Source organism: Pseudomonas sp. RA_15y_Pfl1_P11 (assembly GCF_963970975.1).
Lineage (GTDB): Bacteria > Pseudomonadota > Gammaproteobacteria > Pseudomonadales > Pseudomonadaceae > Aquipseudomonas > Aquipseudomonas tritici.
The window spans coordinates 127,054-135,544 of sequence record NZ_CAXAOY010000019.1; the positions used below are offsets into that span (position 1 = coordinate 127,054).

Consider the following 8,491-nt stretch of genomic DNA (forward strand, 5'->3'; position numbering starts at 1 on the left):
TAAGGCTGGCCCATACCTATTCACTTCTTGCCAACCACAAGAACTCATCGCTGTTTTTCACAGCAGACGCAACAACTTATAGGCACCAACCATGCATCAACCGTTACTTGAAACAGCAAAATTGCAGTTATGCAGCCATTCGTTATTTTCAGAAATAACTTCCCTGCGAAAGTTACAACTTTTTATGGAAAGCCACATATTTGCTGTCTGGGATTTCATGACCCTCGCCAAACGTCTGCAACGGGACCTGACCTGCATGCGTCTGCCCTGGCTGCCACCTGCCGACCCGCAAGCAGCGCGCCTGATCAATGAGGTCCTGCTGAGTGAGGAGTCAGACGAGCATCCCGAGCAAGGCTATTGCAGCCACTTCGAACTCTATCTGGAGGCCATGGCCGAAGTGGGCGCCAGCACCTCGCCGATCAAACGCTTTGTTGCACTGCAACGCCAAGGCATGGAAGCGACTGCCGCCTTGCGTGAGGTCGAAATTCTTCCCGGCGTGGCCCGCTTCGTCAGCGACACATTGCATCTCGCGCTGAACGCGCCTACCCATTGTGTAGCGGCAACGTTCCTGCACGGTCGCGAGCATGTCATCCCGACGATATTCGAGCGCATCCTGCAATCTGATGAGCTTATCCATCGCCACGCGCCGACACTGTGCGCTTACCTCAAGCGTCACATCGAATTGGACGCCCAGGATCATGGCCCAGCAGCAGAGCAGTTGCTCCAACGCCTGGTCAGTGCAGACCCGACGTACCCGCAACAGGCCAACAATGCCGCCCTCGCGGCCGTGCAAAGCCGTATCGCATTCTGGGATGAGGTTCAGGCTTCTCTGCGGGAGGTGCACCCATGAGCGCAGCCGACTACCACGCCATTGCCGACGACTGGGAGCGCCGCGCAACCATCCGCACACGTCCTCGCCGTTTGCTGGAAGACGATGACAAGCTGATCTACCCGGTGTGCCGCCAGCCTTTGGTGCTCTGTTCAACCTTTCTCGAACACTGCCCGCAATGGCGCGATTTCGTGCTGGTGCAAAGCTTCTACAAATTCATCAACGACGTGGTGATTTTCGAGACTGAGATCGTCGACAAGACTGCGCGCAGCATTGCCAAGAATCGCTTCTCGGTGCCCTTCCCGCTTGCCTGCCGCGTAGATGCGATGACCGTTGTCGTGGACGAGGACTATCACGCACTGGTTGCGTTGGATTTCCTCCAGCAAACCGTTGCCATGACCGGCATACAACCGTTGGAGCCACCGAAGGAAATTGAATTGAACCGTGCGTTGCCTGCGGCCCAGGCCAAGGCGCCAGCCCACCTGCGCGATGCAATAGCACTGATTGGCGTGGCCATTGCCGAAAACACCGTGACCCACGATGTGGCGGCGTTCGCCAAGGACACCAGTGTTAAAGCGTCGATCCGTGGCTTGATGGCCGATCACCTGTTTGATGAGGGCCGCCACGCGCAATTCTGGACACGGCTCGTACGCCTGTATTGGCACACGGCGAGCGCGGAAGACCGCGACAGCATCGCTCAGGTGCTGCCGATATTCTTGGCTCAGTACCTGACGAACGACCTGCAAAAAAACTTCGACCTGCACTTGATCGAACACGTCGACACCAGCGAAAGCCTGCGCAACGCATTGCGCGATGAAGTGACGGCACTGGCCTTCCCGATCACCCGTCGGCACCCGCTGATGGACAACATTCTGGGTTTCCTGCAACACAGCGGTTTGCTGCAAACGCCGAGTGTGGCGCAAGCGCTGGACAATTACTTGCCAGTGCCCGGGAGGCTGACATGAGGCGCCTGACCATCGGGTTTGCTGGCACCAGCAGCGTCTTGGCCTCCCTCAGGCAAGCGCTGGAGCAGTATGGGCATGCCATGAGTGATGAAGGCATCGACTTGTTGATCGATGACGGCAGTCAGTCGCTGCGGGCCTCAGCAGATCGACTCCCAGTGTTCAGCCTGCGCCTGGGTGTTGGCCCGGTAACCGAATACGGGCTACCCGCGCTGCAACTGCGCGCCTATGGGCCCAACCGGCGATTGTCGGCTGTGCTTGGCATCACCGAAGAACCCAGTGGCAACGGCCAACGGCTGCGCCAGCGGGTGACCCATGCATTGGTGGAGTGGGTCGCGCTGCACGTGAGTGGATTCTCGCGGGACACTGGATATTTCTCTGTGCACGCGGCCGCCAATGAATGGCCCGAGCAAGGCTTGGACGCGCTTGACGCGCTGGCATTTGTCCATCGGCTCAACCGCACAGAAGACCCTGTTGTCATGCGGGAAGCCCAGGTACCCGTGATCGAACAGTTGCAGGCCAGCCTTCGCACCTTCGCCGATCGGCCGGCGCTGAACATCGCCGGCAACACAGTGATCTATCGTCAATTGCAGCTTCACGCCTTGGCGATACAGCAGCAACTACAGCCGTTGCTGGAGATTGGGCAGGCGCCAACGGTGGTCGGCGTGTGCCTGGAAAAATCCATCGAGTTGTACGCCAGCATTCTTGCGGTGATGGGCTGCGCAGCCGTGTATCTACCGCTGGGTCCGGACCACCCGGTTCAGCGCCATCAGGTCATGCTTGAGAGCACGCAAGCTCGGGTATTGCTTGACGCCGGTCAGCACCCCTTGCGAGGACGCTTCACTGCACTGGATGTCAGCAAGGTCGACCCGCGGAGCGCCGACGTCATGCGTCCGTTGATGCAGACTCGCCCGCCCGCCGACGGTCCTTGCATGACGCTCTTTACATCAGGCACCACGGGTCAACCCAAGGGTGTGCTGCTCAGCCAGACTAACCTGGCGCATTTCACGGCCTGGTTCAGGTCCTGTATGAGCCTGGATGAGCTGAGCCGCGTCCTGCCATTTTCGCCTTTGAGCGTTGACGCTTCGCTGATCGATATTTTCCCCACCTTGATAGCAGGGGCCGAGTTGATTGTCCCCAGCGCAGAGCAACGACAAGACCCTCAGCAACTGCTGGATCTGCTCCACCGGCAGCGCGTCACCCACGCCTTCCTGCCGCCTGCGCTGCTGAGCATTCTGCCACTCGATCAACCGCTGGGCCTGACGCACCTGCTCACCGGCGGCGATGTGTGCGAGCCCCATGTAATCGAACGCCTCGCGGGGCAGTGCCAATTTCACAACCTCTATGGGCCCACGGAGGCCACGGTGCTGGTCACCCATCGCACGCTGCTCCCCGGTGATAGCAACCGCAACGTCGGAAGCCCCATCGCCAACAGCCAGGTGCTGATCCTTGACGAGAACCTGCAGCCGGTAGATGAACAGGTCATGGGCGAGGTATATATCATCGGCCCCGGAGTGAGCCTGGGGTATGTGAACGCGCGGCAACAGCTTGCCAGCCCTTTCGTGGAGCTGGCGGTGCCTGGGGGCCAATCGCTGAGGGCTTACCGCAGCGGCGATCTGGCACAGTGGACCGCCGACGGGATTGTGCTGGGGGGGCGCCGTGATGATCAGGTGAAAATCCGCGGCTTTCGGGTCGAGCCCCAAGAGATAGAGCAGTGCTTGCGTAACAGCCGGCTGTATCGCCAGGTCGCAGTGGTGATTGACCATGACCGCAGGATCCGTAGCTTTGTCGCTCAACCCGAACCGGGGGCCACCGTGGCGGCCCTGCAGCAACACGCGCGACAGTGGCTGCCGGATTACATGCACCCCGGTTTCTGGAGCCTGTTGCCGCACATGCCATGTTCCAGCAACGGCAAAGTCGACCGGGCAGCCTTGCTCGCATTACCGGCTCAATCCGTTTCGCAGACTGCCAGCAATGCGGCGCACACCCCACTTCAGATTCGATTGACCCGCTTATGGATCGAACTGCTGGCGTTGCCCATGGATGAATTGTCTATTGATGAGAGTTTCTTTGAACTCGGCGGCCATTCGATTTTGCTGTCGACCCTCTTACTGCGTTTTCGCGAACAATTCGGCCGCAGCTTCTCGTTGAGCCGCTTCATTGAGGCGCCGACTATTCGTACCCTCGCAACGTGGGTGGAGGACGGGGAACGACCCGATGCGCCCTCTAGCCAGGCGGTTCACGACGCACAACAGGAGTGGTCACTCGACATATTGTCCGAGGACCGCGCAGGCGACCCGCACAAAGTGATCGTAACAGGGGCCAACAGCTTTGTTGGTGCCCATATCGTCGAGGCGTTGCTGGCCGATCATGCAACCCAGGTGGCATGCCTGGTGCGTGAAGAGCCGGGGCATTCGGCGATGATGCGGTTTACCCAAGCGTTGCGCGAGTACCGCCTGGAGCATCTGGACCTGAGCCGGGTGCAGGTATTCGCCGCCGATATCAGCCTGCCTCGATTGGGGTTGGCCAACGACGCTTACGACACGCTCACCCGGGACTTCGGTGTGCTGGTGCACAACGCGGCACGGGTCAACCACGTGATGGACTACGCATCACTGGCCAGGGACAACGTTGACCCCATCTTCGAATGCCTGCGCCTGTGTGAGACGCACTGCAAGAAGGTCTTCAACTTTATCTCGACGCTGTCAGCCTCAAGCAGCATGGACACCCAGGGCTATGTCCTCGAGGCACCCGCCGCGACCACGCTGCCGCTGTACATCCAGAATGGCTACAACCTGTCCAAATGGGTCGCCGAGCGGCAACTGAGACGTGCGGTGGAGCACGGAGCCTGGGTGAATATCCATCGCCCCGGCAATATCAGCTTCCATAGCCGCACGGGGGTCTGCCAGCCGCAGAAAAATCGGCTGATGCTGATGCTCAAGGGCTCACTTCAACTTGGCCTGGTACCGCGGCTGGCGTTGAACTTCGACCTGATGCCGGTGGATTTCCTGGCTCGTTTCATTGCATTCCACTGCACCCGCTTTCAAGCCAATCGCAGTGTGTTCAACCTGCACAACCCACAACCTTTGAGCTGGGCGCGTTACCTGGATGCTTTCAGCCGAGCGGGTCACCGGTTCAGGCGGGTGAGCATTGCACATTGGCAAGAGGAGATACGAACGGTCAGCCACGAGAACGCACTGTTTGGCGTGCTTGGTTTTTATCTCGAGCGCCTCGACGAAGACATCGGAGACACCTCAATGATCCGCCACGACAATGCGCGGCAGGGCGTCCAGCAGATGGGGGCACACTACCCCGAAAAAGATTCGGCGCTGTTGAGCAAAGGCTGCAACTACCTCAAGGCCATTGGCTTTCTTTGAACGCCTCAGGACAACCTCATGAAACCACTGCAACCCGATACGTTAATTCGCAACCCGGACGGCCAGCCAATAGTCGCGTCGGTCGTGGTCGACTGCCATGCCTCCCGCCTGTGGAACATGGTGGGGAATTTTTCAGGCTTCGATGTGTTCATTCCTGACCTGACGCATATCGAAATGACAGCCACAGGTGTGGGCGCCTTGCGTACAAAATTTTTCCGCGATGGTAACTGTGTGGTGGAGCAGCTCAATAGCCGGGACGAGCAGGCCATGCATATGACCTGGACCACAATCTATAACACCCTGGGCGTGGCCAGGTTATGGGCGGCGATCCGCGTTGAAGCACTAGGAGCGGAGTGTTCCAGGGTGACATGGACGATTATTGCAGAGCCCATGGATGAGGCAAACGCAGGGTTTGAACAGTTTGTGCAGGACTTCGCCAACCGCGCCCTGGACAATGTCCGTCGGTTGCTTGGCTGAACGGCAGAAGCGAGGCCACTCGCCCCTGCCCGATCAATCAGCGGGTCAGATCTTGAAACTATCGACCAGTTGTTTCAATCGATTGGCCTGCTGCGACAGCGCATCGCAATCCTTCAGGGTTTCATTGAGATTGGCCACGCCCTGTTGGTTCAGCAGGTTGATCTGGTTGATGTCCACGTTGAGCGTTTCCACCACGGCTGTCTGCTCTTCGGTGGCGGCGGCGACGGACTGGTTCATGCCGTCGATCTCGACGATCTGCTGCGTCACGCTGACCAGCCGCTCACCCGCCTGGTTGGCGACCTCGACGCTTTCTTCACTGGAGGCCTGGCTGGCATTCATAGTGGTAACCGCTTCACGCGAGCCCACTTGCAGCGAGGTGATCATTTTGTGGATCTCTTCGGCCGACTCCTGGGTGCGGTGAGCCAGGTTGCGCACCTCGTCAGCGACCACCGCAAAACCTCGACCGGCCTCACCGGCACGTGCCGCTTCAATGGCGGCGTTGAGTGCGAGCAGGTTGGTTTGCTGAGAAATACCCTTGATCACATCAAGGATGTGACCAATGTTGTCAGTACTGGCGTTCAGGGTTTCGATCTGCGTGCAGGACAGGCTGATCTTCTGCGACAGCGCCGACATTGCGAGGATAGTTTGCTCCACCACTTTGCGCCCATCATCGGCCTGCTCACTGGCTCCGCTGGCGTGCTGCGAGGCATCGGCGGCGTTACGCGCGATTTCCTGAGTGGCGGCGCCCAGTTCGTTGATCGCAGCGGCCACGCTGTTGGTGCGTGCGCTTTGCTCGTCGGAACCGATGATAGAGGCATTGGACGAGGCCATTACACGCTGGGACAAGTCGTGCACCTGGCGCGTTGCTGAAGACACTTCCGAAATCGATGCGTGGATGCGTTCTACGAATTGATTGAACGCGCTGCCGACTTCGCCGAACTCGTCCTTGCTGGTGACAGCAAGGCGACGGGTCAGGTCACCTTCGCCCTGCGCAATGTCCTGCATCGCCACACCCATGGTGGTAAGAGGCCGCAGCAGTACTTGGATGAGCACACTCAGGAGCACGGCAATCGCAACCACGGCGATCAACATGGCAATCAGCGCGGAAGTACGGAACTTGCCCAATGCTGCGTAGGCTTTGTCTTTATCAATCGACAGACCGATATACCAATCTGCGCCGGGCAAACCGCTGATAGGGGTAAATGACAGGATGCGGTCCTGGCCGTTGAGAACGACCTCCTGACTGACCTTCTCGATGCGTAACTGAGTGCCGGGGTAGATGTCCTTGAGGTTTTTCATCACCTGTCCTTGATCAGGACTGACGATGACCTGGCCGTCGCCGCTCACTAGGAACGCATGGCCGATGCCGCCGAAGTCTACCGAGTTGATGATTTTTTCCAAGGTCTGCAGGCTCAGGTCACCGCCGACTACGCCGAGCAATTCACCGTCCTTTTTCACCGGCATCGCGATGGTCACGATCTGCCCACCCACTGCGGCCATATACGGTGGTGTAAGCATGGGCTTGTCCGCAGCCACTGCCTGTTTGTACCAAGGGCGCTGACGGGGGTCGTAGCCGTCGGGCATTTTCGCGTCCGGGCGTTGCGTAAACACGCCGTTGGTTTGGCCAACATAGGTGAACTGGAAGTTTGAGGTGAAGGCCGGTTGATCGACCAGACCAGGGAGGTCGGCAGAACCACCTTGGTGGGCGACGTTTTGCGTGAGGCTTTCGAGCACCAATATTCGCCCACTAAGCCAGTTCTGCACACTGCTGGCGGTGAGTTCACCGGACTGCGCGATGGACGACTCTAGGTTCTGCTTGATGGTACTGCGCTGCAGGTAGTCGTTGTAGAGAGTAAATAACGCGAAGGCCAGAACCACAACGCCTGACGCGGCCAACAGAATTTTATGACTGAACTTGAGATTCATTTCATCGACTTCTTTTGCCAAAGGGGAGTTAGCGTGCCGAGTGGACATTCCATGTAACGTTATAGGCGGAGTCTTGGACCGCTCTATCTCGGTGCACGCATGGCTTGTCAGGCTTTCGGCCAAGCCGAGGCAAAACTTAGGGAAATGTAAGATGGATCGCCATTTTTCGCAGGAAACCGACCGATGGTTGTCGTACGAGGATTGGATAACGAACGCTTTGAGCGCTTAGGCACCTTGGTCTAGGTCCTGCGATAGAAAATGAAACCAACCAATAATGCAGCGAACTGCGGGCTGGATGCCCGGATGATCAATCAGGTCTGACAGCAATACAGAATTGCTGATCTAAACGACAAAACCCCTGTCTGCGTTAGCAGACAGGGGTTTCGGAATTCAATCTTGACGATGACCTACTCTCACATGGGGAAACCCCACACTACCATCGGCGATGCATCGTTTCACTGCTGAGTTCGGGATGGGATCAGGTGGTTCCAATGCTCTATGGTCGTCAAGAAATTCTGTGTACCGATTCGCTGCATTCGCAACGTGCCGATGAAATTCATGAACTTCTACAAAAACAAAACCCCTGTTTGCGTTAGCAAACAGGGGTTTCGGAATTTAATCTTGACGATGACCTACTCTCACATGGGGAAACCCCACACTACCATCGGCGATGCATCGTTTCACTACTGAGTTCGGGATGGGATCAGGTGGTTCCAATGCTCTATGGTCGTCAAGAAATTCGGGTACTGAGTCGTGACCACATGGCCTCGCTTCAGCAAATTGGGTATGTGATAGCTTTCGGTGTTTTCGTGAGATCGAACTTTCGGTTCTATCGTCTTCACACACCGCAATCTGATGCTCGTTAGAGTAGTCAAATTGCTTGGGTGTTATATGGTCAAGCCTCACGGGCAATTAGTATT

General features: G+C 57.8%; 5 protein-coding genes and 2 rRNA genes. 4 read left to right on the plus strand and 3 right to left on the minus strand.

The genetic code is table 11. The annotated features are described in order from the left end of the window. Positions 1–91 precede the first annotated feature (91 nt). Genes AACY44_RS22295 through AACY44_RS22310 form a run of 4 tightly spaced genes read left to right on the plus strand, consistent with a single transcriptional unit; the run spans position 92 to position 5,645 of the window. Positions 92–850 (plus strand): DUF3050 domain-containing protein, encoded by a 759-nt coding sequence (locus tag AACY44_RS22295; protein WP_339437477.1) that lies wholly within the window; start codon positions 92–94, stop codon positions 848–850. Further along, positions 847–1,794: a diiron oxygenase gene (locus AACY44_RS22300; protein ID WP_339437476.1), complete on the plus strand. Its 948-nt coding sequence runs from the start codon at positions 847–849 to the stop codon at positions 1,792–1,794. Before AACY44_RS22295 ends, AACY44_RS22300 begins: the two co-directional genes overlap by 4 nt. After that, positions 1,791–5,168, plus strand: coding sequence for an amino acid adenylation domain-containing protein (locus AACY44_RS22305; protein WP_339428494.1), 3,378 nt, complete (start codon positions 1,791–1,793; stop codon positions 5,166–5,168). The genes AACY44_RS22300 and AACY44_RS22305 overlap by 4 nt, the downstream gene beginning before the upstream one ends. Before the next feature lie 18 nt (positions 5,169–5,186). Next, on the plus strand, positions 5,187–5,645 hold the full coding sequence (locus AACY44_RS22310) for an SRPBCC family protein (protein WP_339421224.1): 459 nt from the start codon (positions 5,187–5,189) through the stop codon (positions 5,643–5,645). Between the two features lie 45 nt (positions 5,646–5,690). Here the strand turns inward: AACY44_RS22310 and AACY44_RS22315 are convergent, their stop codons facing one another. From AACY44_RS22315 to rrf (AACY44_RS22325), 3 genes are all read right to left on the minus strand, one after another. Next, entirely contained in the window at positions 5,691–7,571 is a 1,881-nt protein-coding gene (locus tag AACY44_RS22315) for a methyl-accepting chemotaxis protein (RefSeq protein ID WP_339421222.1), read from the minus strand. 394 nt (positions 7,572–7,965) lie between these two features. Beyond that, positions 7,966–8,081: ribosomal RNA gene (gene rrf, locus AACY44_RS22320) — 5S ribosomal RNA — on the minus strand. A 109-nt stretch (positions 8,082–8,190) separates the two neighbouring features. Next, a 5S ribosomal RNA gene (gene rrf / locus AACY44_RS22325) occupies positions 8,191–8,306 on the minus strand. Positions 8,307–8,491 lie beyond the last annotated feature (185 nt).

What these genes read in the sequence shown, in the direction of transcription:
- AACY44_RS22310 (WP_339421224.1), top strand. Translation starts at nt 5,187, where the DNA reads ATGAAACCACTGCAACCCGATACGTTAATTCGCAACCCGGACGGCCAG.
- AACY44_RS22300 (WP_339437476.1), top strand. Translation starts at nt 847, where the DNA reads ATGAGCGCAGCCGACTACCACGCCATTGCCGACGACTGGGAGCGCCGC.
- AACY44_RS22295 (WP_339437477.1), top strand. Translation starts at nt 92, where the DNA reads ATGCATCAACCGTTACTTGAAACAGCAAAATTGCAGTTATGCAGCCAT.
- AACY44_RS22315 (WP_339421222.1), bottom strand. Translation starts at nt 7,571, where the DNA reads ATGAATCTCAAGTTCAGTCATAAAATTCTGTTGGCCGCGTCAGGCGTT.
- AACY44_RS22305 (WP_339428494.1), top strand. Translation starts at nt 1,791, where the DNA reads ATGAGGCGCCTGACCATCGGGTTTGCTGGCACCAGCAGCGTCTTGGCC.